This is a genomic window from Chitinophagales bacterium (assembly GCA_041392475.1).
Lineage (GTDB): Bacteria > Bacteroidota > Bacteroidia > Chitinophagales > UBA2359 > JAUHXA01.
In genome coordinates, this window is record JAWKLZ010000001.1 from 2,736,631 (window position 1) to 2,758,578 (window position 21,948).

Sequence of the window (21,948 nt, forward strand, 5' to 3'; positions counted from 1 at the left end):
TATGAAAGGATTACCCACAGGAAGACAGAATTTTAAAGCTATCATTGAAGAAGATTTGATTTACGTTGATAAAACTCGCCCCATATACGAGTTGCTATCATCGGGAAGATTGTATTTTCTTTCACGCCCTCGCCGTTTTGGAAAATCCCTTTTGTTGTCCACTTTTAAGTATATTTTTTGGGGAGAAAAAGACTTGTTCAAAAATCTATACATTGGACAAAAGACCGATTATGATTGGGAAACGTATCCTATTTTGCAGTTTAATTTTGCGGATTATGGGTATGAGGTAGAAACTTTGGAAGAAAGCCTTATTTATGAAATTCAACAATATGCAAAGGAATACAAAGTTGAGGTGCCTCCTCTGTCTCTTTCGCTGCAATTCAAATCTTTGGTGGAGCAGATTGCTCAAAGAGGCAAATCTGTTGTGGTTTTAATTGATGAATATGACAAACCTATTGTTGATTTTTTGACAGATAAAGTGAAGGCTAAAAGGAATCAAGAGATATTGAGAGATTTTTTTAGCCCCTTAAAAGGCTTGGATACAAAAAATTACATTCACTTCTTATTTATCACAGGTGTTTCTAAGTTTAGCAAAGTTAGTTTGTTTTCGGATTTGAATAACTTGACGGATTTAACGATTGACCCAGTTAGTTCTGACTTATTAGGAATTACACAAGAAGAATTGTTGGTTTATTTTGAAGACTATATTCAAAAAGCAACTGGAAAATTTAAAATGTCAAAAGAGAAGATTTTGAAGGGAATTAAGCTGTGGTACAACGGCTACTCTTTTGATGGAGAAACTCGTTTGTACAATCCTTATTCTTTGCTTAGTTTTTTTGGAAAATATAATTTTGGTAATTTTTGGTTTGCTACGGGTACGCCTACTTTTTTGGTGAAAAGCATAAGAGATAAGCATATTGACCCTATGGAACTTGAAAACAAAAAAGTTCCCGAAAGCTTCTTTGACAAATATACACTTCAAAATTTGGACATCATTGGTTTGCTATTTCAAACGGGTTATCTAACCATCAAAAAAGTCAAAAGGAGAGGATACGAAAAGAGTTATTTTTTGGGTTATCCAAATATTGAAGTCCACAAGTCGCTGGTATATAATCTATTGGAAGAATTTACCCATCAAACCAGTTCGGTAGTAGGGGTTGCTTTGTTGAAAATGCAGGACGCTTTGGAGGAAGGTAGGATAGATATATTCATTGACCAGTTGACTGTTTTGCTTTCAGATTTGTCCTACCATTTTTCGCCCAAAAAGAAAAACAATCAACAAACTAAGTTTGAAGTTTGGGAGGGTTATTTTCAGACCATCATTTATTTGATAACGGCTTTTATGGGTTTGTATGTGCAAGCCGAAATCACTCGACATCAAGGGCGATTGGATTTGTTAGCGGAAACGGATCATTATCTATATTTGATGGAGTTCAAATTGGATGAACCTGCTCAAAATGCCATTGCTCAAATTAAAGCCCGAAAATACGCTGCTGCTTATCAGAATTCCCCAAAAACGATTTTTCTTGTTGGTGTTGGTTTTTCTAAAAATGAACGCAATGTAGCCTCTTGGGAAGCTGAAGAATGGGTTAGAAACTAAAACTGACCTCCTCCCCAAACCAACAAAAACTGCAACAAAATAGTCGCATCCAACAATCCTGTATAAAACTGGTCGGGTCTATCGGTTTTGGTTTGCTGAATCAAGACTGCCGTAGAACGATAGGAAATCAATAGGGCAATGAAAATAGATACTTGTGGATGACTGGGTAAAAATAAGTAGTTGATGAGTGCAATCAACCCCAAGGCTGCCAAACAAAAATAGGCTAATTCTATTGTCTTTTCTACTCCAATAACCTGCGGAATGGTTTTGAGATTGCGGCTTTGGTCGTAGTCCATGTCTCGTATGTCGAAGGGCAAGGTAATCGCAAAAATGAATAGGGCTTTTTCGAGGATTACCAACCAAGTATGTGGGTCTTGAAAGGAGGCATTGCATTGAAGAACAGGGAGAACGGCAGTGCTGATGGTCCAAATAAAGGCGATTAAAAAGATTTTCAACATCCCTATATCTCTCAGTTTTTTCCAACCTGATTTGCTCGGAATCAATGGCAAGGTATAAAGAACGGTGATGGCTGCTGCACTTACCAATACAATTTGTACGGTGCTTTTGAGTTGCCAAAAGAGGTAGAAGCAAGCCGTTGAAGTAGTGAACATTAAGACACACAAGAGGTAAAAAAGTTGGGTTCGATTTTGGGGCTGGCGAAACATTTGGTTCATTTCCTCCAAACTTGCCAACCGTGCCAACACATAACAAGCCATTGTCGACAGTCCCACTATTGCCAACAATTCATCCCACAAAATCGGCTTTTGCAGCAATAAGTAGGTCTGACAAGTTGCCGCAACGGCACACAACGAAATGAGTATTTCGCTGTAAATCAGAAGGTTGGCAATTTTTTTGAGGAATCTTGGCATTTACAAATTTGTGTTGAGATATTAATGTTTTGAGATTTTGTGTTTTGATGTACTAAAAGATTCTTCAGCAATTCAACCATTTAACAATTCTTCCACTTCTTTTTCCAGCCACATCAATAACAAATAATCATTGTGTGCAGATTTACTATTCTTGCAGACAATGAGAGCTGTTTGCAGTTGGATTAGGTTTTGTTTTTGGGTCATTGGAATAGTTGAAATAGCTTTGAAGAAATCAAGGTAAAAATAGGCTAATTGTTTGTAATCAGCATCAAAATGTGGTTCATTGACATAATTCAATACTTTCAAAAAATTCTCCGTTTCCTGCAAACTTCCTTCCCAATCCTCCATTTGATACCAGAAAATCAACTGAATGAATCGCAAATAATAGTATTGGTCTGGTGGTAATTGGCGAATATTTTCGGGAATACATTGCAGCTCTTTCTCCGTTTGCTTCGATAAAGCATAGCACATTACTTTGATGCATAAAAAACGATTTTTGACTTTGGGATAGGCTTGAATTTCTGCATGATTTTGTTCATAAATATCCAAGGCTTTTGGGTAGTGTTCCATTTTCACCAAATTGCTGAAGGAATTGAAACTGTGAAGGAATTGATGGAGGTTCCGAAGAAACACGAGGCTGCAAAGAAGAAAGGGTGTTTGTATACAAAAATACTTAAAACAAAGGGCAATACACACAAGATGTATTGCCCTTTGTTTATGAGTGATTCTGATGAGGTTTAGAAAGTTGTTGAAGCTTCCTTACTTATCCACACATTCTCCTTTTTCCCACTTCAAAAGCCCTGCATTGGTTGCAAAACAAGTATTGGAGTAAGTTTTTCCATCGCAGCCACAAACAGGATCATAGACTTCAATACAGGCATCTTTGGAAATTTTGGATTTGTCAATACACGTTTTATCTACTTTTTCGCACTGTTGTTGTGACAGAATCAAAAAGAAGAAACTGAGAAATATATACCCGAAATGTGTCATCATATTGGAGTTTGAAATGTTAAATTGGGGTTTCGGTTATCGTTTCGCTACTCTATCTTTGTTTGAATCTTTGTCGGTATTCAGAACCCTTGAAGAATTGATAGTGCCATTGTTGGACAACAAAATACCTGCCACATAAGGAGATGCCATTGAAGTACCGTCCATATAAGCATAACCGCCGTTTTTGTAGCAAGAACGAATGTTTACGCCCGGCGCAGCATAATCAACAGGTGGATTGCCATAGTTGGAAAAACTGGCAATGTTGTAGTTCCAATCCATTGCAGAAATGGTGTAAAGACGTGTACCATTCAAGCGAGCAGGGGATTTGGTATTGGCTTGCTTGTTATCGTTGCCAGCAGCAAAAACCATGTGAACACCTGCCGAACCCAAACTTCTTATCTGTGTTTCCGATTTTGCAGAAGAAGTGTTCCACAATCTATCCCACCAGTTAGGAGGAGTTTTGCCCAAACTCATGTTCAATACATCTCCTGCAATATAGTATTTGGCTACGTGCTGCAATCCTTCCAAAATATCAGACCAAGAACAACTCCCTCCACTTGTACATACCTTTACGGGAACAACCCATGCTCCTGCTGCTACGCCTCTTGTGCCGATGTTGTTGTTTTTGGCTGCCACTATTCCCGCTACATGAGAACCGTGTCCGTGGTCGTCGTTGGCAGAGTTGGTGTAACCTACGCAAGATTTTCCATAAGGGCCTCTCACGTTCAAATCAGGGTGATCGAGGTCAATCCCAGTGTCCAATATCCACGCCCAATACGGACTGCCTGTTTTGTCGGTCCAACCTGTATAATTGGTTCCCCAACTTGGTGATTGTGCCAAGACCAGTTCTTCGGCTTCTGTTTCGGAAGTTTCTCTTACAGCAGCTACATTGATGGTCATTTCAAAATCTTCACCCATACCCAAAAACTCGTCCATTTTGGCGACTTGTTCTTGGAGTTCCTTGGCTTGTCGAGAATTCATGTCTTTAACAGAAAATCCTGTGATGCTTCCTGTATAAACCTCTGCAATCTGTTTCGGAGAAATCTTCAATCTACTTTCTGCAATTTTTAATATCGTTTCTCTCGCTTCTCGGTCATATTGGTCAAATAATTTTGCTTTTTCCTCCCTTTCTTTGGATTGAGACATTTTTTCACCGTACTTGTCTAGGAAGGACGGAACAGCTTTATCATTGAAGATGAAGATGTAACTGCCAGGAATGATTTTGGCTTTTGGGTCAGATTCTCGAAGAGGAATTTCCTGAATTTTGAAGTCTGCTTTGTCTTCTTTTGGTTGGGCAAAAACATTTTGAAAACAAGCAGCTAAAACAATAAGCATAGCCACGCTACGAATAACTAAACGTTTCATAGATAAACGGATTTTAGGTTAGAAGATGAATTATTGGTGAGTAGTGGCTGCGATTCAAATTTACTACAAATAAATGAGTTTGTCAAATAAATGTCATTTCCGTTAAAGAAATTAGCTGGTATAGAATTTGATTTTTTCATATAACTTTAGGTTGAAGCATTTATTATAGATAAACTAAAGGATACATGAAGACTCGAAATATTTAGGCAAGGGTGATGAGATAGAGAGGTTTGTTTTGGCAATCTAAAATAGTTTCTTTATTTTCGTCAATATGAACCTACAAGCAAATATCAACCGAGTCAAAAGAAGTTTTATCATTTATGCAGCCATTGTATTACTGCTAACCATCTGGAACATAATAGCTCGTGCTGATGGAGATGCCGCCATTACTTCACAAGTGATTCGTGGAGGAGTGAGGGTAGCCATGATGGTTTACCTCGCCCTTCAATTGCGTACTTTTAGAAAAGGAATCTGGTGGATTTCGGTGATTTTTGCGGGAATTTTAGGGGGAGGCGCATTGATTGCAGCTGTTTTGGGTACTATTGTCGGGTCGGTGTACGCTACTGAGTCTACCAATATGTGGTTGTATTTGTTGCAATTGTTAGTACCTGCTTTTCTTTTGTTGGACGCTTTGTATGTGTTGCTGAAGAAGGAAGTGAAAGAGCAATTTGTGAATTGAAGTTTTCTAAACTCGTTGCATTAATCTAAGAAACCAAATTGAAGTTAAGGGTTAATACAGTTATCTTCTTCCCCTATTGCATTGCCGAAATTAAATTGAGAAAATAGCGTATTCGAGAAATCAACGGATTGATTTATCTCTTCAAAAATTTGTAATCGGTCATTCTCAAAAGTAAACCCAACTATCTTGTTTCTATTTTGATTGGGTACATAAAACACCTTTTTGCCGAGCTGTTCGGTTAAAACCGACAAACATAAATTCCGTTGGCCAATCTCATGATTGCTATACAGACTGGTTTCGTCCAAAACCTGAAGAACTCCCTGTTCTATCTTTGCCACCTTCAGAATTCCTCCAATGTGAGGAGTTTGTATCCATACCAATTCAACATTCTCATCATTGTCCAAGTCATTGATTGCTACAATGTTTAACCAACGATTAGGCGTTCCGATTTCTTCAACATGGGCATATTCAATTAGTTGTTCATTGACTATTTTGTAAATTGCAATGCCCGCACCTTTTGAGACATGAGTTCTAATCGTAATGATTTCCAATGCGCCATCACCGTCCACATCATACAATCTTGGGCGAATATCTTCAAAGACAAAATCACCGGAAAGCGTCAACTCATAAAAAACACCCTCTACCACTACCACCAATTGCCCCGCTTCAATTTTGTCCCCCATAATACCGTGTTGATACCTCTCCGTAGGCATCGCATATTGTGCATACACCCGACCGTCCGAACTGATAGCGATTTCTTGCTCAGGAAGCTGCTCATAATTAGCAGCCAATTGAAGTAAAATATTGGGGTTTTCCATTTCTTTTTTACAAGCAAATAGAGAAATGATGAAAAGAAGAAAAATTAATGAATTGGTTTTCATAGTTATTGTATAGAAGGAAAATGAAGGTGATAATGTGAGCTTCAAAAAGAAGGCAAATATCTCCAGTTCTCTATAACTCCAACTTCAAAAACTCCCCTGTATAACTTGTCGGATGGACTGCAACCTCCTCAGGCGTACCCTTACAAACCATATTGCCACCCTTAGAACCACCTTCAGGTCCCATGTCAATGATGTAGTCTGCCACTTTGATAACATCCATGTTGTGTTCGATTACCATTACGGTATTGCCCTTGTCCACCAATTTTTGCAAGACTATGAGCAACAAACGAATATCTTCAAAATGTAGTCCAGTCGTTGGTTCATCAAGGATATACATGGTTTTGCCCGTATCTTTTTTGCGAAGTTCGGAAGACAGTTTCACCCTTTGTGCCTCACCACCCGAAAGCGTAGTCGCTTGCTGTCCGAGTGTGATGTAGTTCAAGCCTACATCCTGTAGGGTTTTGAGCATACGGAAAATTTTGGGCATGGGTTCGAAGAATTCTACGGCTTCTTCTACGGTCATGTTCAGCACATCCGAAATAGATTTTCCCCGATAGCGCACCTCCAGTGTTTCCCGATTGTAGCGTCTGCCCATACAGGTTTCGCACTCGACATACACATCAGGCAAAAAATTCATTTCAATGACCCTCATTCCGCCGCCTTGACAGGTTTCACAACGTCCACCTTTCACATTGAAGGAAAAACGACCAGGTTTGTAGCCTCGAATTTGAGCTTCGGGCAATTGGCTAAACAAAGTGCGAATCAAAGTAAAAACACCAATATACGTTGCAGGATTGGAGCGAGGAGTACGCCCAATGGGAGATTGGTCAATTTCGATTACCTTGTCTAAATGTTCCAAACCTTCAATGCTTTCATACGCCAAAGGTTTTTTAACAGCCCTATAAAAGTGCTGGTTTAGAATGGGATAGAGTGTTTCGTTGATAAGTGAAGATTTGCCGCTACCCGAAACCCCCGTCACACAGATAAATTTGCCAAGCGGAAATTCGACATCCAGATTTCGGAGGTTGTTGCCTTTCACACCCTTCAATACCAGCGTTTTGCCGTTACCTTTGCGCCTCTTTTTTGGCACTTCTATTCTTTTAGTGCCATTGAGGTATTCGGTTGTCAAAGTACCCTTTAAGATAAAATCGGCGGGTGTGCCTGCTGCTACAATTTCGCCCCCATGTTTGCCTGCACCAGGGCCAATGTCAATCACATAATCCGCCGCCATCATGATGTCTTTGTCGTGTTCGACTACCAAAACACTGTTGCCTGTTTCCCGCAATTCTTTGAGGGCTTCAATCAGTTTCTGGTTGTCTCTTTGGTGCAGTCCGATGCTGGGTTCATCGAGTATATAGGTGATACCCACCAATTTAGAGCCAATTTGGGTGGCCAAACGAATGCGCTGTGATTCACCTCCCGAAAGACTGCGAGAAGGGCGATTGAGGGATAAATAGTCCAAGCCAACATTCAATAAAAAACCCAACCTCGCTCGGATTTCCTTCAAAATATCTTTGGCGATGGTTTTTTGGCGCACTGTTAAATCTTCTTCAATGTTGGTGAACCAGTTTTGCAGTTCTTCAATGTCCATTTCACAGAGGTCTGCAATGTTTTTGCCCACGATTTTGAAGTGCAGGGACTCTTGTTTCAAGCGTTGACCATTGCAGACAGGGCATTTCTTTTTGACCATAAACGCCTCTGCCCACCGCCTGATTCGCTCCGAAATATCTTTGTCGGCATAGCAGCGTTTGATGGTATTGATTACTCCTTCAAAATCCAAGTCATACCACCGTTCTTTGCCAAATTGAATATTGACAGGGATGCTTTCGCCATTCGTGCCATATAGCAAGATTTCGAGGGCTTCTTCGGGTAGGTCTTTGATGGGGGTGGCAAAGGTGAAGCCGTATTTTTGGCTCAATGCCCGCAGTTTTTTGAAGGTATGGTTGTCCCGCACTTCTCCATAGGGGCGAATTCCCTGCTCATTGATGTTGAGATTTTCATCGGGAATGACCAGTTTCATATCTGCATCGTGTATGAAACCCAAGCCTTTGCAGTTTTGACAAGCACCGTAGGGCGAATTGAAGGAAAAGGTATTGGGAGAGGGTTCATCGTAAGATACACCTGATTCGGGGTCCATCAAGAGTTTGCTGAAGTTGTGTGTTTTTCCTGTTTCGTGTTCCAAAATCATCACCAAACCTTTGCCCATTTGCATGGCGATTTCCAAAGAATTGGTGAGCCGACTGGCAAATTGGGGTTCGATTTTGAGGCGGTCTATCACTACTTCAATGTCGTGGATTTTGTAGCGATCCACCTGCATTTTGGGTTCAATGTCCACTATTTCGCCATCTATTCGCACCTTCAAATAGCGCTGCTTGCGGAGTTGCTCGAAGAGTTCTCGGTAGTGTCCTTTTCGTCCTTTGACGAGGGGCGCAAGCAAGATGATTTTTTGGTCTTTGAAGTACTTGAAAACGTGCTGAACGATTTGTGGCTCAGTGAAACGCACCATTTTTTTGCCTGTGGCGTGGGAATAGGCATCGCCTGTTCGGGCAAAGAGTAGGCGCATGAAGTCGTAAATCTCGGTAATGGTGCCGACCGTAGATCTGGGGTTTTTGTTGGTGGTTTTTTGCTCAATCGAAATAACGGGACTTAAACCTGTAATATTCTCAACATCAGGGCGTTCCATGCTGCCGATGAATTGCCGAGCATAGGCCGAAAAACTCTCCATATAGCGCCGTTGCCCTTCTGCATAGATGGTATCAAAAGCCAGCGAGGACTTACCGCTTCCGCTGATGCCTGTGATGACCACCAATTTGTTTCTAGGAATGAAAACATCTATGTTTTTGAGGTTGTGCACCCTTGCACCATAAACATTCAATGACTCAATTTCTTCTTCGCTGATTGCAGGCAATTCTTGCATGTAGGATTGAAAATTATGTGATTGTGTTGAAAAAACAAGCTACAAAAGTAACAATTGTTTTGCCGTTTTTTTGTTTTCCTTCCATGTTAAAAAAAGGAATTTTATTCGACCACCAACTTCCCACTGCTCACCTCCTTCCCCCGAGAGTTCGGGGCAAGCTCTTCAATGCTCACCCGATACAAATACAATCCACTTTCCAAACCTCCCACTTCCATCGGCATACTTTCCACCGCAGAAGGCAACCACCACTCCCGAATCCATCGCCCCTGCAAATCATACAACTGCAATCGCCCATCCAAAGGCAATTGATAAGAAACAGTTGCCTTATCTCGAACAGGGTTGGGTGAAATTTGGACTTGATAGGGATTTTTTTGAGACATATTGGCAATATTCGTAACAATCGCCGTACTATCACACCCCAACTCCCAACAAGTATTTCCGTCAAAATCCGTCTTAACAATCCAACCATACTGTGGCTGATGCGTATAGTTAAAGCCCGAAATAATATAGCCGTCTCCTGTCATTTCTATATCCTTGACATAGACATCATTGTTGGGGTCAGGAGTCAAGCGTTTGGTCCAAACCGTATCACCTCTTGAATTTAGTTTGACCAATAAGTTTCCAAAGATGTATTCCTCGGTTTCATAAAGCATCACACCAATAAATCCTCCATCCTCTGTATGTATGGGATTGGTTTCAAAACTTGAAGTATAAACAACATCCTCATAGTTGGTATCAAAATGATAGATTCGTTCCCAAATAATATTTCCCAAGTCATCCAATTTAGCAAAATAGGATTTTTTTACATCGTTTTCTCGAATAGCCCCAGACATAAAATAACCATTTGGAAACAAGGCTAATAATCGTGCGGTTCCATCTATTTCATCTCCACCATAACTTTTTTTCCATTCAATAATGCCATTGGAATTCGTTTTGATAATGTACATATCGTAATCCGTGGTATTGGAGTAAGCATAGCCTGAAAGAATATAGCCTCCATCTTTCGTCTGTAAAACTGTAGCAGGCACATCACTTCCGCCTGCCGCTCGACTATGGGTTCTCACCCATTCTTGATTGCCTAAGCTGTCAATCTTGAAATAGTAAAACTTGGGGTAACCGCCACCTTGAGGTTGCTGAAATCCTGCAATCAAAAAGCCATTGTCTTTTGTATTGATAATAGCATTTGTTCCCTGCCAATTTTCATCTCCGTAAACTTTACGCCAAAGAATTTCTCCATTCAAAGTAAATTTGACAACAGCTATATCCATATCTTCATACGTTTCATCTTTAAATTTGGGGTATGTAAGTATGAAATGATTGTAATTATTTTGTACCCTAATCATAGAAGTTCCATCGTTGATAGGTCCAATAGGCTCATCATCTATAATTTTAGTCCAAAGTAGATTGCCATCAAAATCTAATTTTTTGATGTAAATAGCTCTGTAGTTATTGTAAGAAGAAAATCCACCTGCTACTAAATAACCATCTTGAACAGGCAAATTAGGAGCTGCTAATAAGCTAACAGTATCATTTCCTATAGCTTTGTTGAAGTAGGTGTTTTGAGCATTTATAAATAAGTTGTATAATAAAAGAAATGAGATTATATATATGAGTTTCATATTGGAATAGAAATAAAACAACCATTAGGAGTATTAGCTCCTAATGGCTGAAAATGAGAAAATAAATTAATGGACAATAGAGAATTTTTGAACACTGTTAAAACTCTTGCTACTGACTTGACAAATATAAATACCGTTGGGTATTTTACTTGTGTTTATCTCAGCAATAGTATTATCCGAAATGGTTTTTACTGTTTTCCAAAGTTTACCTTGAAGGTCATAGATTCGGATAGTTACTTCTTCTGTTAATGAGAAGTTGTGCAAATGAATGTTCAGTACTTCTTTGGCGGGATTGGGAATCAATTTAAACTGTATAGCTTCCATTGTATTTGTTTCCTTTTTATTGCCTCCGCTTGGAATCGCTACGGGATTTCGCACATAGGTATCTCCAAAATAATTGGCAAGCAGGGCTTCTGTCATTGTCACTACTTTTGCATCTGAACTATTGGCATAAGCACGGACTGCCGATTCATTGCTAATAATTGTACCGTTGATAATCATCGTGTAGAGGTCTCGGAAAGCGAGATTTTCAGGCGTATCTTGCGGAATCAAGTTGACTCTGTATTGGGCTTGTGTCCAATCTTCCATACCGATATAGGCTTGAACCAATAGACGATTGCTCCAAGTTTCTCCTTCGCCTATCAATAGATTGAGAGCCGATTGTATCTCATCCTTTTTCAAATGTTCTCTAATCCTTGAAGCCAACATTACATTGTTTCTATCATCGTTGTCATCTGCACCGTCACACAAGGAAACAAACTGATCACATAAAAATTGCTGTACAGCATTGGCAGGGTCATTGTTGAGTGCTTCTGAACCAGGAGCGTGTTCCAATTCTAAGATATTGGGAGAATCGTTTACTATGTTCAAACTATTTCCCGTATTCCATTCATTTACAAAAGCAACTCCATTTTCATCAAATTGGCACTCTCCTTGTGGTGTCAAAAAACAATTTTGTCCCATGTACCAATCTCTCACTGCATCGTTCTGATAGGTATTGCAGTTCAATTCAATCCCAGAGTCCTCTTGTTCAAAACCCGTAGCGACCATAAAATTGCCATCGAAAGTATTTTCCAACACTTCTGCTCCATTGGTGGCATTGCGGAAAATAGCACCATAAGTTCCTGTGCTGCTTGTGGTGTTGAAGGTATTCTCTCTTATCCCAAACTCCGTACTACCGAGCGTCATAATACCGTAGGGAAAATCTCCCGATTGAGTTTGATTGGGAATGTCGAAGGTATTTTGGAAAATAGAGGCGAGCGGAACACGGTTGAGGGTGATTCCTTTAAAAGTATCTACAAAGTCGTTGCCATTGATGCGTACATCGGGCATACCATCTGTATTATAGACATCTACGCCTTTATAGACCTCTTCAAAGGTATTGAAAACAGAGAGCAAATAAGAAGAAAAACTGTAAATACTGGTGACATTTGCAACACCATTGGAAGTAAAAGTATTACCAAAAATATTGAAGTGACTCCCCAAACGATTCAAATAGATATGGGTATATCCACCGCCGCCGCCACCTACAAAAGGTGCATTGTTGGTAAAGGTATTTTCCCATATACTGCCTCTTAAATTGGTGCCAACACCTGTTGCATTCATAACAATACCGATTCGATTGTTGGTAAAATTAGAGTTTCGGACACTCAATATGCCTCCTCCTGAGTTCGTTCCCGTGTTTTGAACCAATACGCCAATGTGTGCATCTTGAATGGTACTGCCATTTCTGATGATTATGGTTCCGTGGCTTGTGCTTCCATTGGTAGAATATCCTGTAGGTTGGGCTGTATTGGGTTGACCTTCTACCTGTATTCCCTTCCATGCACTTACTACGCAGGGATTTCCTCTCAAGACCGCATTATCTATTTTTAGATAACCGCCTTCTTCTACTAAAATACCCGAATTGTCGTCCATGAAGTGAATGGTTGTGCCTTCTATAATCAAATCCATATTTGCAGGAACTACCATCAAGCCACTAATGTTTCGTTCATTTGTCCAAATTTCATTGGTCGTCAATACATAGGCATTTTGTGTTCCTAAATTGTTACCATCCACAGTGATTTCATCTACCACACTACAATTGTCTTCTGTAACTGTAACCGTATAAGTTTCTTGTTAATTTTGTGTTTGCGCTTGAATTTGCCAAGATATAAATAGAAAAAGAACTGACAGAAATAGGTTTTTAGATAGAGTTAACAGCTTACTATTTACCAAACATAGGGGGGGGGGCATAATATATAAAATGCCTTCAAAGAAAAAAGTTGGATTTGTTTCATTGTAAAAATAATTTTGAGATTAGGAAAAGTAAATATTTAAAACAATTTTCATAGAATGTTTATTTACATGCTATTACCTTATTTCCTTCAAATATAAGTCATTAAAGCTACAATACAAAGGACAGAAAACCAAGAACTTGACACAGTTTGTGCATCTTTTGGTTTGTCATTACATTACTATTTGAACATAAAATATTGAAAATCAACACTTAAAAAATAAACAAGTTCGATGTTCATTGACACACAACAGTCCATTTTCTTCTTCACGGATTGCAGGCAATTATTCCATATAAAACTGAAAATTAAGCAATTATATTGAAAAATGCGCTACTAAAGCAACAATTGTTTTGCCGTTTTTTTGTTTTCCTTCAATGTTAAAAAAGGAATTTTCTTTGTGTATCCTTTTCATTATCTTTGTCACCCTATGAAATCCACCCAATCCATCCTCCTTTTTTTGCTGCTGATAGCAGGCTTGATTGCCTGCCAACAGGGTTATTTTTACTACCAACGCCTCACATACAATGCCGCTTTTGCAGGGGGAATGAGTGCGGCTTCGTTTTTGCCTTCTTATCCTTCGCAGGAGGATTCTTGCAGCGAAGAGAGTGTTGTTGTATCCATTGCAGATAGCAGCGAAACGACTTTTCTGCAAACGGATTCACTTCTGGAAAACAGTGAAGGTGCACTTGAAAAGACATTGAAGGTCAGCGAAAATGGCATTTTTAGGCAAACAAATTTTGAAGTGGAAGAATGTGAAGTGTTGACAGACATCAAGGCTTCAAAAGAGGAATTGAGTGATGCATTGAAGCAACACAAGCGCTGTTTGAAGCGGGAAAGCAAGCGCAAAAAGTACAGTTTTGATGGGATTGAACGCACAAATTTGCAGCTTCGCACTACGATTGACCAGCTGCAAGAATGGCTGGCAAAGGAGGATGGTGAGGCTTCTTTGTGTGAACTGTTTGACACCTACCAATTGAAGGGAAAAAATGAGAATGGGCGTGTGAAAACAACGGCTTATTATACGCCTGTTATTGAAGGGAGCAGGACGTGGAGTAAGACGTTTCAGTATCCTATCTACCGAAAACCCGATGCAAGTGTTTGGCAGGGTGAGTTGCCTACACGACAGGAGATTGATGGTGATATGAAGCTGGTTGGTAGAGATTTGGAGGTGGCTTGGACGAAGAGTTTACTCGACAATTATTTTATGAATTTGCAGGGTTCGGCTTATGTGGAGTACCAAGATAGTGTGCGGGAGTTGTTGTTGTATGATGGGCAGAATGGACATCCGTATCGTGGGGTGCAAAATTATTTGGTGTCGCAAAGGTATGTTTCATCGGTTGGGGTGGATATGCAGAATGTAAAACATTGGTTCAAAGAGAATCCTGATAGCATTCGCCCGATATTGTTTCGCAATCCTTCTTATACGTTCTTCAAAAAATCACCAAAATCGCCAACAGGTGCTGCGGGGGTGGAACTGACGGCCAAACATTCGGTGGCAGTAGATATCCGCTACATTCCTTATGGTGCGGTTTTGCTCGCCAAACTTCCCCGCAAAGGACGACACCAAAAAGCAGAGTGGAGGATATTGTTGCCGCAGGATAAAGGGGGGGCAATCAGAGGAGATGCCCATCTGGATTTATATTGTGGTGTGGGAGAAGCAGCAGTGAGGGAGGCACAAAGTATGAAAACATACAGTGAGGTGTGGTTGTTGTTAGCTAAAGAATAAGTATTTAATTTTTTTTTTGGATATGTCCAAAACTTTGTCTAAAATAGCGGTATGGCTTACATCACAATTACTCTTAAAGACAGCACAACAGGTAGAGAGGTTGAACTGGAACTGCCCGATGATGTTTCTGTCAAAGAACTATTGCCTGCGATTACGGAAACGCTGGGTATAGAACACGCCGAGCAGCGGCAATTGCAGAACAAAACGCAATCTTTTGATTATTTGGAACAGGATACTTTATCATCTCGATTTACGAAGGAGGCTGACCTGTGTATTTTGAAGTATGAAACAATACAGGGGAGTACAGAGGATTGGAGAGAAACAAAGTATGAGTAATAGTAGATTTTGGATAAGAGACGCAAGAAAGGAGATATGAGGCATATCAACTTGATAATCAAACGTTTTTTTATAGTAAACAAACTATAAAACCTCGTATTTTTAGCTATATATATCCCACTTATTACATATCTTCTCATTCGTCCCAAATCTAAAAAAATAAAATTCTCAAACGGTAGATTTTGTAAAAGAGCCTACTTTTTCACTGCAATTTATTACCAACAAACATTCAATTATACTGATTGTAACGTTTTGCTGTGATAATAAAAAAGCCACTGAAAAAGCTTATGTTTAAAGTACGAACCAAACAAGTGCAAATTCAATGGCATCTCAAATTAACAAAAATTGTACGATTGTATTACCGATTTTGGAAAATAAATACGATTCATTTTTAAACGACCCAAAAATAGCTCGCCAAATAATTAGCGAAATATGGGCAACAAGCCCCGAGTTATTTCCTGCACAAATGACTAAAGGTTATGTGCTTAACGGCAAAACTCGGCCGTCGAAAAAAATGAATATCCAAATGCGAAAAATAAAAGTAGCGGGACAAAATTATCAAATACGCCCAAGTTTCATTCTGCCTTATTGCAGAGCGAAGACGTATATAGCTTCTAAAGGCTTGTTCTTAAAGCGGTTCGGTGTTCCTTTCTGGGCATTGGCATTTGCTTTTGGATACAATGCGATGTGGGTATATCGCCTCTATAATTGTTTTAGTGATTATAGCATTGTAGGCACAACCATCCATGACCCAGAAAAATTACCTTCCGATATTTTAGCAGATGAACACCATGTAAAAATACAAGGTAAAAAAGCTTATGTGGCTACAACTGTGGGACAAAACTGTTTTTTAGGTATGGAAGTTTCTTCTGGCGCAGATGCGGATTCTTTGGAAGAAGCTTATGGTGTATTCAAACAAGAAGCAGAGGATGTGTCATCTGACTACCAACCTAATACAGTAAATACAGATGGGTGGACAGCTACACAGAACGCATGGCAAAAACTCTATCCAAATATTCAAGTCATTGAATGTTTCTTACACGCCTTTCTAAAAATTAGAGACAGAGCTACAAAAAAGATTCAAGACTATTTCAATACAGCAGCAGATAAGGTGTGGAAGGCTTATCGAACTACTTCAAAAAGACAATTCGCACAACATATAAGAAGGCTTCGGGAATGGACAGCTAAGAATGTGCCTTCCTGCCCCATGAAAGATAATATTCTTAAACTCTGTAAAAAGAAAAACAAGTGGTTAGCACATTTTGACTTTCCCAAAGCACACAAAACCTCCAACATGATAGATAGATCCATGAGGGCAATGAATAGACATGCCAACAACTCCCAAATGTTTCATGGAGATATACTTAGCACTACTCATAATTTCAGAGCTTTTGCCCTTCTTCATAATTTTTCACCCTCTTGTTTACAGGCTTGGGATGAATCAGCTGTCTTAATCAGTCCTGCGGCAAGACTCAACGGATTTGTCTATCATCATGACTGGTTACAGAATTTGTTAATCGCGGCTTCGTTAGGAGGATATCGAAATCACAGCAATCCGTTATAATCAGCAATTATACAACCCCCAACTTTATAAAACACATGGGTAGAGCGAGAGATATGCGACTTTTGGAAGACCAACGAAAAATTACGGAGTTGGCAGAAAAGGTGGGTTATTTTCAAATTTCCAACACAAGGGGCTTGCCTCCAACGGAATATATACTGGAATTTTGTCTAAATGGTTATCTAAACAAACAGGGAAATACAACGAATGGCCACCTTGTTCGATTGAGTTTTCCTGAGCGTTATCCATTTTCTGCACCTCCTAAATTTGCGATTCTCAGAGGTTTGTTTCACCCAAACGTGTATAAAAATGGAGATGTGTGTCATGGTTGGTTTTTGAACAATTGGCAACCTGCCATTCACATTGATGACCTAATTTTGGATGTAGCCAAAATGATTGCTTTCAAAGCGGATTCGTACAATCTAAAAAGCCCTGCCAACTATGAATGTGATGAGCAATGGATTGCTGCACATCAAATACCTCTTGATGAAACCGTTTTGGAACCACAAGAAGAGGAACAAAATAATTTACCTGCTGCTGTTCGACCTGCAACTTTGGAACAACGCAGATTGCAGAAAATTCGGGTGACGGTGAAATCAGATAAACCGAGTTATATGACCGCTTTTGGGAATTCAGCAGATTCACTGCCATCTATCCCCGAACCTGAACCGATTCCCATTCGAATTCGACGCAAGAATGGGAGTGAGTTCTGAATATTTTTTGCAAAAAAAGTTACTGATGTAGACTTCCGAAATTTTAATCTCAAAAGTACAGTGGGTTATTATTGCTGCCAAGTTCTTTTCAAAGCAAAAATTTCGGAAGTCTTTGCTCCAAATTGGGAAACTACTTTATTGGCATCCCTACTTAATGCTCAAAAAATTGAATTCCTGATTTCCTCTATTTCCACAAAAAAAATATCGAAGTGAAAATCCGAATCATCAGCGAAAAGAAAATCTCTCCTTTGTCTATGCAGTTTCCCCTGCAACATCCCGATTTCTTCAATATTCGGCAGCCCCCCACCAATGTTACCAAGACAAATGACGATATGCTGAGTGTTTTTATACACTACGAAGCCTACCAAAAACTGTGGGAACACGTGCGTCTCGATTTCCACAATGAATTAGGAGGGGCTATGCTTGGATATTATGGAAGCGACAATGGCAATGAATTCATTGTAGTGACGGATGTATTCAACCAACCTCCTGAATATTTCTCCACTCCGACCATGCTTCGATTCACTGGTCAATTCTACGATGATTTGGAAGAATACGTCACCCAGATTGAAGCCCAATATCCCAATATTCTCCGTTTAGGGCTCTACCACACACACCCCAACTATGGCGTTTTCCTCTCCAAAACCGATGCAAAAACCTTCAAAGGCATTTTCAAAGACCCCTTCCAAATAGCGATGGTCGTCGACCCAGTGCGAGAAGAAGACGGCGTGTTTTTTTGGATAGGCAGCGAACTCTCTCGGCGCACAGGTTACCGAATTTTTCACACCGATGACACCAAATTTGCACTACACACTGCCAAAACCCGCAACCCGCTTGCCGCCAAATACAATACACAATTGCAGCTCGATACAAAAAACCAGATTATTCCCAAAATTCAGGTTTTTGAAAGCCAAGTTACCGATGACCTTCAAAAAAAACCGCAACGGATTGATATACAATCACATTCCTCCGATGAGCCCACCCGCATCACCATCGAAAAAACCACGCACCGCATAGACAAACCCCTATATATTCCACGAGTCTGCCCACTCTACGACATGCACTACCGCAACCGAGAATTTCGGCTCTACCGCTATTTTGTACCCCTCCAAAAATCGCCCGAATTGGAATCTTTTCCCTACGAAATATTCATTCACCGCAATGTAGAAAACCAATTGACGCTTGCCTTAGAGCAAAAACAACAAGTATTGGGCTTTTTAAGAGGCAATTTGCATTACGACAAACTGCAAAAGCTCTACTTTGTAGATGCTTACGAAGCGGTCATAACCGAACCTACAACCGATTTATTGCCCTTCAACAGCATCGCCCATGCTATTGAGGAACAGCGCAAAAAAGGAATAACCAATATTTTAGGGTGGTTTTTTGCAAGCCATAAACCTTATTTAGACGTTTTTCGTTTTACGACCATGCACCAAAAGCTCTTTGATAAAAACCATCATTTTGGCATCGTTTTGCGTACCAAAGCCTTAGAAGAACAAAAAGACGAGTCTGCAAAAACCGTGTTAGATGTAGAAAATGCGTATATTGTAGCCTATAATTTCGACAAAAACATTCCTTATGATTATTTTAGAAACTTGTTTTTGTATGAAAAACCCTATTAAAAAATGTCAGGACTTTACATCATAGAATCTTCATTTGGGCAATTCCTCATTTATACCATCACCGTTCTATTTATTGTAGCGGTGTTTGTGGTCGTCAGAGAAATTGTTCGCTTTCAAGTGACTGAAAACGAGGCTTTCAAAAAACTAAACTACAATTTTCACCACGAAATAGATTGGACACAGCAAGCCAGCCTCACCCGAGAAAGCCTTTATGAAATACTCAAAAAAGACTGCAAAACCGAAAGCATCGCCTGCAATCGCTTGTCCACCATATATTACCTCGCCCGTCAAGCACAAGAGGTAAAACAAGATGTATTGACCGATACCGACATTTTGGAAGAAGATGCCCGTTTTTCGACCAACTATTTGCGCTATGCCCGTTCTGCAATGGTCATTTTGGGACTCTTAGGAACGCTATTTGGATTCGCACAATCGGTTGGTTATGCCAGTTTTATCTTCTCCGAGATCAACACAGCCACCATTCAAACCTTGCTAACTTCCTATACTGATGCCTCCAATCAAATGATGGGTATGTTGATTCCGATGAAAAGTGCCTTATTGACCAGCTTTTGGGGTGTATTGGCAACTGTATTTTTGAGCCTACTCCTATTACCGCTCAACTGGATCAAGCAGCAGTTTTTTGCCAAGTTGGAAGTTTTTTCTACCACCCAATTGATTCCCGTTTTCAATCCCGCCAAAAAAGACTTCAATATTGGCTTGCTGATAGATACCGTCACCAAAAACACCATTGCAGTCAACGAAATTGTCACGAAAGTGGAACAAATTTCTACCAACATTTCCAAGGATTACGAATACATGAGTCAATACAGTAGAAGTATGCAAGCGAGTACAGAAGGTTTCGTGGAAGCACAGGAAATGCTGCACGGGGATTTGCAGACCTTGACACAATTGGTGAAGGCCTACAAAGAAAACGAAGAAAAAGCGGGTGAAAGTCAATACAAAATCATAGAAGCCCTCAACCTTCACAACATCACTCTCGAAAGAATCAGCAAAAAAATTCAGGAAACCGAATTTAATGTGGGAGATTGGCTGCAAGAAATCATCCAACTTTCCAAAGAACAACAGCGTTCCTTCAAAATGGACGTGGAAGCTCTTGTTCAATTGACCAAACAAAACCTCAACAATCTGCAAAGTGTGCTAAACCGTTTTGGGCTGAATGTCAATAAATTTGAAACGAATCTCGACAAAATGTCCACTTACCTCACCCACTTTAGTTCTACGATGGAGGAAGTGACCCATCAAGAAGTCGAACAAATAAAGGTACTTGCTATCGAAATGAAAAACTTGGGCAGCAGCTTGTCTCAAATCCAAGCAAACATCCCTCAACAAATGGACAAACTCACCAAAACCCTGCAAGAAACAAACGTGGCGAGCAATCCGAAATACATCGAAAAAGTGGCGCAAGAAATCGCCGACCAAGAAATCAAAAAACGGATGAAAATGTTTGAGGAAGAAAGGCAACAAATCGGCAATTACCAATTGGAGGCACACCACGATGAGGATCAAAGAGGCGGTATTCGATCAGCATTGAAGAATATGTTTAATTGGAAAGACGAAGAGTAGTACTTAGAATACATACTCTACTGATAGTTTGTAAACAATATTTGCAAATTCATTAAGAGCATATAAGTTATTCGCAATAGTTTTCTCATATATTCCACCAATCCTAATTTTGCCACCTACGTCCATCCCAATTCCAGCCCGATAACCAAACTCTTTAGTAGCGACTTCAATCGGTTGAACCATAAATGTTTCTGTGCTTCCTTCATTCTTCAAAGCATAACCAACTACACCTCCTAAAGAAACAAACGGCTTTATCTTCCTTTTCAATGGCAAAGTATAGATAAAATCCACTGGCAGCTGTAGATATTGTAGGTCAAAATTCACATATTCCGTCCAAGGATAAATCGTGGGTTGAGCAAAAGAAGCTCCTTTTTTGATAAACAATAAGGAAACACCCAATGCCAGTTTTTCATTAAAAACCACATTCATGAAACCTCCGAAACTCACACCAGTTCTTTTATCAAAATTGAAATTGTAATATCTATGTGCTTCAGAAAGATATGCAACATCGCTCCAAGTTAATCCAGCTTTCAATCCAAAAACAGTTCTAACCTTATTTGGATTTTTATGGACAACACTATTTGCCGTTGCATCCATACATTGATTGTAGCGAGAAACTGCTTTCATCATATCTTCATATTTCAAATCTACATTATCCAATTTAGAAGACATTTCAGAACAATCTGACATTAAATATTGCAACACACCAATATGCTTATTATTTTTTCTATATTTATTTTGTGAAACAAATATTTCATTGTTTTCCAGAAGAATCATCCCATCCTCGGCTTTTTCTACATAAAATTCTTTTCCTATTCTATATAAACTTATCTTTCCTTCTACCAAATAAGAAGCAAAAACCTTCTTCGCTTCTTCGCCATCTTTTGTAGGCAAGGTCTTAGACTTGAATAAAGTTCTATTCTCCAATCTAATCAATTGAATATCATAAGGTGTATATATCAAAAAATCATTTTTCTTGTCGGACTTAAATAAAATTTCAGAGCCATCTTCAACAGTCATTTTCACACTACCTCTGAGTGTATCGTTGGAATAGGATACGACCATATCTGCATAGTTCTGAGCTTTTAATGAAATGGATAAACAAAACATTAATGCAAAAAAGCACAATAGATACCCCGTTTTGAAACTGCAAATAAAAACCTGATTGTCAAATGCATTTTTCATTTTCACTCTTATTTTAATTTTAATT

17 protein-coding genes are annotated in these 21,948 nt (G+C 39.5%); 8 read left to right on the forward strand and 9 right to left on the reverse strand.

Annotated elements, in window-relative coordinates; all coding sequences use genetic code 11:
- Nucleotide 1 precedes the first annotated feature (1 nt).
- Nucleotides 2-1,600, forward strand: coding sequence for an AAA family ATPase (locus R3E32_10165; GenBank protein MEZ4885078.1), 1,599 nt, complete (start codon nucleotides 2-4; stop codon nucleotides 1,598-1,600).
- On the opposite strand, the gene R3E32_10170 is transcribed toward R3E32_10165, so the two are convergent.
- The 4 genes from R3E32_10170 to R3E32_10185 form a co-directional block, all read right to left on the reverse strand.
- On the reverse strand, nucleotides 1,597-2,469 hold the full coding sequence (locus R3E32_10170) for a UbiA family prenyltransferase (protein ID MEZ4885079.1): 873 nt from the start codon (nucleotides 2,467-2,469) through the stop codon (nucleotides 1,597-1,599). The two genes, R3E32_10165 and R3E32_10170, sit on opposite strands and share 4 nt — an antisense overlap.
- A 72-nt stretch (nucleotides 2,470-2,541) precedes the next feature.
- Nucleotides 2,542-3,039 (reverse strand): hypothetical protein, encoded by a 498-nt coding sequence (locus R3E32_10175; GenBank protein MEZ4885080.1) that lies wholly within the window; start codon nucleotides 3,037-3,039, stop codon nucleotides 2,542-2,544.
- A 189-nt stretch (nucleotides 3,040-3,228) separates the two neighbouring features.
- Nucleotides 3,229-3,462 carry a Kazal-type serine protease inhibitor domain-containing protein gene (locus tag R3E32_10180; protein ID MEZ4885081.1) on the reverse strand — a complete coding sequence of 78 codons (234 nt, stop codon included), beginning with the start codon at nucleotides 3,460-3,462 and terminating at the stop codon, nucleotides 3,229-3,231.
- A 33-nt stretch (nucleotides 3,463-3,495) separates the two neighbouring features.
- On the reverse strand, nucleotides 3,496-4,824 hold the full coding sequence (locus R3E32_10185; GenBank protein ID MEZ4885082.1) for a S8 family serine peptidase: 1,329 nt from the start codon (nucleotides 4,822-4,824) through the stop codon (nucleotides 3,496-3,498).
- Nucleotides 4,825-5,095: 271 nt separating this feature from the next.
- Here R3E32_10185 and R3E32_10190 point away from each other — a divergent pair, with 271 nt between their 5' ends.
- Nucleotides 5,096-5,503, forward strand: coding sequence for a hypothetical protein (locus R3E32_10190; protein MEZ4885083.1), 408 nt, complete (start codon nucleotides 5,096-5,098; stop codon nucleotides 5,501-5,503).
- Nucleotides 5,504-5,547: 44 nt separating this feature from the next.
- Here the strand turns inward: R3E32_10190 and R3E32_10195 are convergent, their stop codons facing one another.
- The 4 genes from R3E32_10195 to R3E32_10210 all read right to left on the reverse strand — a co-directional run bounded on the left by R3E32_10195 (nucleotide 5,548) and on the right by R3E32_10210 (nucleotide 12,996).
- Nucleotides 5,548-6,321, reverse strand: a complete 774-nt coding sequence (locus R3E32_10195; GenBank protein MEZ4885084.1) for a VCBS repeat-containing protein — start codon at nucleotides 6,319-6,321, stop codon at nucleotides 5,548-5,550.
- Between the two features lie 133 nt (nucleotides 6,322-6,454).
- Nucleotides 6,455-9,301 carry an excinuclease ABC subunit UvrA gene (uvrA, locus tag R3E32_10200; GenBank protein MEZ4885085.1) on the reverse strand — a complete coding sequence of 949 codons (2,847 nt, stop codon included), beginning with the start codon at nucleotides 9,299-9,301 and terminating at the stop codon, nucleotides 6,455-6,457.
- 101 nt (nucleotides 9,302-9,402) lie between these two features.
- Nucleotides 9,403-10,920: a hypothetical protein gene (locus tag R3E32_10205; GenBank protein ID MEZ4885086.1), complete on the reverse strand. Its 1,518-nt coding sequence runs from the start codon at nucleotides 10,918-10,920 to the stop codon at nucleotides 9,403-9,405.
- 66 nt (nucleotides 10,921-10,986) lie between these two features.
- The gene (locus tag R3E32_10210; GenBank protein MEZ4885087.1) at nucleotides 10,987-12,996 is read right to left on the reverse strand and encodes a T9SS type A sorting domain-containing protein; all 2,010 of its coding nucleotides are present in this window, start codon (nucleotides 12,994-12,996) and stop codon (nucleotides 10,987-10,989) included.
- A 627-nt stretch (nucleotides 12,997-13,623) separates the two neighbouring features.
- Here R3E32_10210 and R3E32_10215 point away from each other — a divergent pair.
- The 6 genes from R3E32_10215 to R3E32_10240 all read left to right on the forward strand — a co-directional run bounded on the left by R3E32_10215 (nucleotide 13,624) and on the right by R3E32_10240 (nucleotide 20,738).
- The gene (locus R3E32_10215) at nucleotides 13,624-14,922 is read left to right on the forward strand and encodes an MltA domain-containing protein (protein MEZ4885088.1); all 1,299 of its coding nucleotides are present in this window, start codon (nucleotides 13,624-13,626) and stop codon (nucleotides 14,920-14,922) included.
- A 51-nt stretch (nucleotides 14,923-14,973) separates the two neighbouring features.
- Nucleotides 14,974-15,258, forward strand: a complete 285-nt coding sequence (locus R3E32_10220; GenBank protein ID MEZ4885089.1) for an EsaB/YukD family protein — start codon at nucleotides 14,974-14,976, stop codon at nucleotides 15,256-15,258.
- A gap of 322 nt (nucleotides 15,259-15,580) precedes the next feature.
- A complete protein-coding gene (locus R3E32_10225; protein ID MEZ4885090.1) occupies nucleotides 15,581-16,822 on the forward strand; it encodes a hypothetical protein in 1,242 nt (413 codons plus the stop codon).
- 35 nt (nucleotides 16,823-16,857) lie between these two features.
- A complete protein-coding gene (locus tag R3E32_10230) occupies nucleotides 16,858-17,532 on the forward strand; it encodes a ubiquitin-conjugating enzyme E2 (GenBank protein ID MEZ4885091.1) in 675 nt (224 codons plus the stop codon).
- A 209-nt stretch (nucleotides 17,533-17,741) separates the two neighbouring features.
- On the forward strand, nucleotides 17,742-19,154 hold the full coding sequence (locus R3E32_10235; protein ID MEZ4885092.1) for a Mov34/MPN/PAD-1 family protein: 1,413 nt from the start codon (nucleotides 17,742-17,744) through the stop codon (nucleotides 19,152-19,154).
- A gap of 3 nt (nucleotides 19,155-19,157) precedes the next feature.
- The gene (locus R3E32_10240; protein ID MEZ4885093.1) at nucleotides 19,158-20,738 is read left to right on the forward strand and encodes a hypothetical protein; all 1,581 of its coding nucleotides are present in this window, start codon (nucleotides 19,158-19,160) and stop codon (nucleotides 20,736-20,738) included.
- Nucleotides 20,739-20,741: 3 nt separating this feature from the next.
- Here the strand turns inward: R3E32_10240 and R3E32_10245 are convergent, their stop codons facing one another.
- Complete coding sequence (locus tag R3E32_10245; GenBank protein MEZ4885094.1) at nucleotides 20,742-21,923, reverse strand: porin family protein; 1,182 nt, start codon at nucleotides 21,921-21,923, stop codon at nucleotides 20,742-20,744.
- Nucleotides 21,924-21,948 lie beyond the last annotated feature (25 nt).

Excerpts from the sequence above, each read along its gene's own strand:
- R3E32_10165 (MEZ4885078.1), top strand. The coding sequence starts at position 2 with ATGAAAGGATTACCCACAGGAAGACAGAATTTTAAAGCTATCATTGAA.
- R3E32_10170 (MEZ4885079.1), bottom strand. The coding sequence starts at position 2,469 with ATGCCAAGATTCCTCAAAAAAATTGCCAACCTTCTGATTTACAGCGAA.
- R3E32_10175 (MEZ4885080.1), bottom strand. The coding sequence starts at position 3,039 with ATGGAACACTACCCAAAAGCCTTGGATATTTATGAACAAAATCATGCA.
- R3E32_10180 (MEZ4885081.1), bottom strand. The coding sequence starts at position 3,462 with ATGATGACACATTTCGGGTATATATTTCTCAGTTTCTTCTTTTTGATT.
- R3E32_10185 (MEZ4885082.1), bottom strand. The coding sequence starts at position 4,824 with ATGAAACGTTTAGTTATTCGTAGCGTGGCTATGCTTATTGTTTTAGCT.
- R3E32_10190 (MEZ4885083.1), top strand. The coding sequence starts at position 5,096 with ATGAACCTACAAGCAAATATCAACCGAGTCAAAAGAAGTTTTATCATT.
- R3E32_10195 (MEZ4885084.1), bottom strand. The coding sequence starts at position 6,321 with ATGGAAAACCCCAATATTTTACTTCAATTGGCTGCTAATTATGAGCAG.
- uvrA (MEZ4885085.1), bottom strand. The coding sequence starts at position 9,301 with ATGCAAGAATTGCCTGCAATCAGCGAAGAAGAAATTGAGTCATTGAAT.
- R3E32_10205 (MEZ4885086.1), bottom strand. The coding sequence starts at position 10,920 with ATGAAACTCATATATATAATCTCATTTCTTTTATTATACAACTTATTT.
- R3E32_10215 (MEZ4885088.1), top strand. The coding sequence starts at position 13,624 with ATGAAATCCACCCAATCCATCCTCCTTTTTTTGCTGCTGATAGCAGGC.
- R3E32_10220 (MEZ4885089.1), top strand. The coding sequence starts at position 14,974 with ATGGCTTACATCACAATTACTCTTAAAGACAGCACAACAGGTAGAGAG.
- R3E32_10225 (MEZ4885090.1), top strand. The coding sequence starts at position 15,581 with ATGGCATCTCAAATTAACAAAAATTGTACGATTGTATTACCGATTTTG.
- R3E32_10230 (MEZ4885091.1), top strand. The coding sequence starts at position 16,858 with ATGGGTAGAGCGAGAGATATGCGACTTTTGGAAGACCAACGAAAAATT.
- R3E32_10240 (MEZ4885093.1), top strand. The coding sequence starts at position 19,158 with ATGTCAGGACTTTACATCATAGAATCTTCATTTGGGCAATTCCTCATT.
- R3E32_10245 (MEZ4885094.1), bottom strand. The coding sequence starts at position 21,923 with ATGAAAAATGCATTTGACAATCAGGTTTTTATTTGCAGTTTCAAAACG.